The following is a 267-nucleotide window of genomic DNA, read 5'->3' as shown; positions in this document are numbered from 1 at the left end:
AGACTGGTGGCCGGCAACTCGCTTTAGCGGCTGAAGAAAGCGCGCTGGATAGCCATCTCAACGCCGCGCACTTCCGCCAGCCCTTTCAGGCGACCAATCGCGGAGTAGCCTGGGTTGGTTTTCTTTTTCAGATCGTCCAGCATCTGGTGGCCATGGTCCGGACGCATGGGGATCAGATCCTCTTTGCCCTCGGCTTTACGGCGTTGTTCTTCTTCAACGATCGCTTTCACCACTTCGTACATGTCGACATCGCCATTCAGATGCGCC

At 56.9% G+C, this 267-nt stretch carries 1 protein-coding gene; it reads right to left on the bottom strand.

Translation table 11 applies throughout. The features are described from left to right. Positions 1 to 23: 23 nt before the first annotated feature. A partial coding sequence (locus tag FDX22_RS12310; protein ID WP_186805303.1) for a mannonate dehydratase occupies positions 24 to 267 on the bottom strand: 244 nt, incomplete at its 5' end.

Source organism: Citrobacter sp. TBCS-14, from assembly GCF_005280805.1.
Taxonomy (GTDB): domain Bacteria; phylum Pseudomonadota; class Gammaproteobacteria; order Enterobacterales; family Enterobacteriaceae; genus Citrobacter; species Citrobacter gillenii.
Note: the sequence above shows the minus strand (reverse complement) of the source record. Positions and strands in the feature narration are given on the sequence as shown.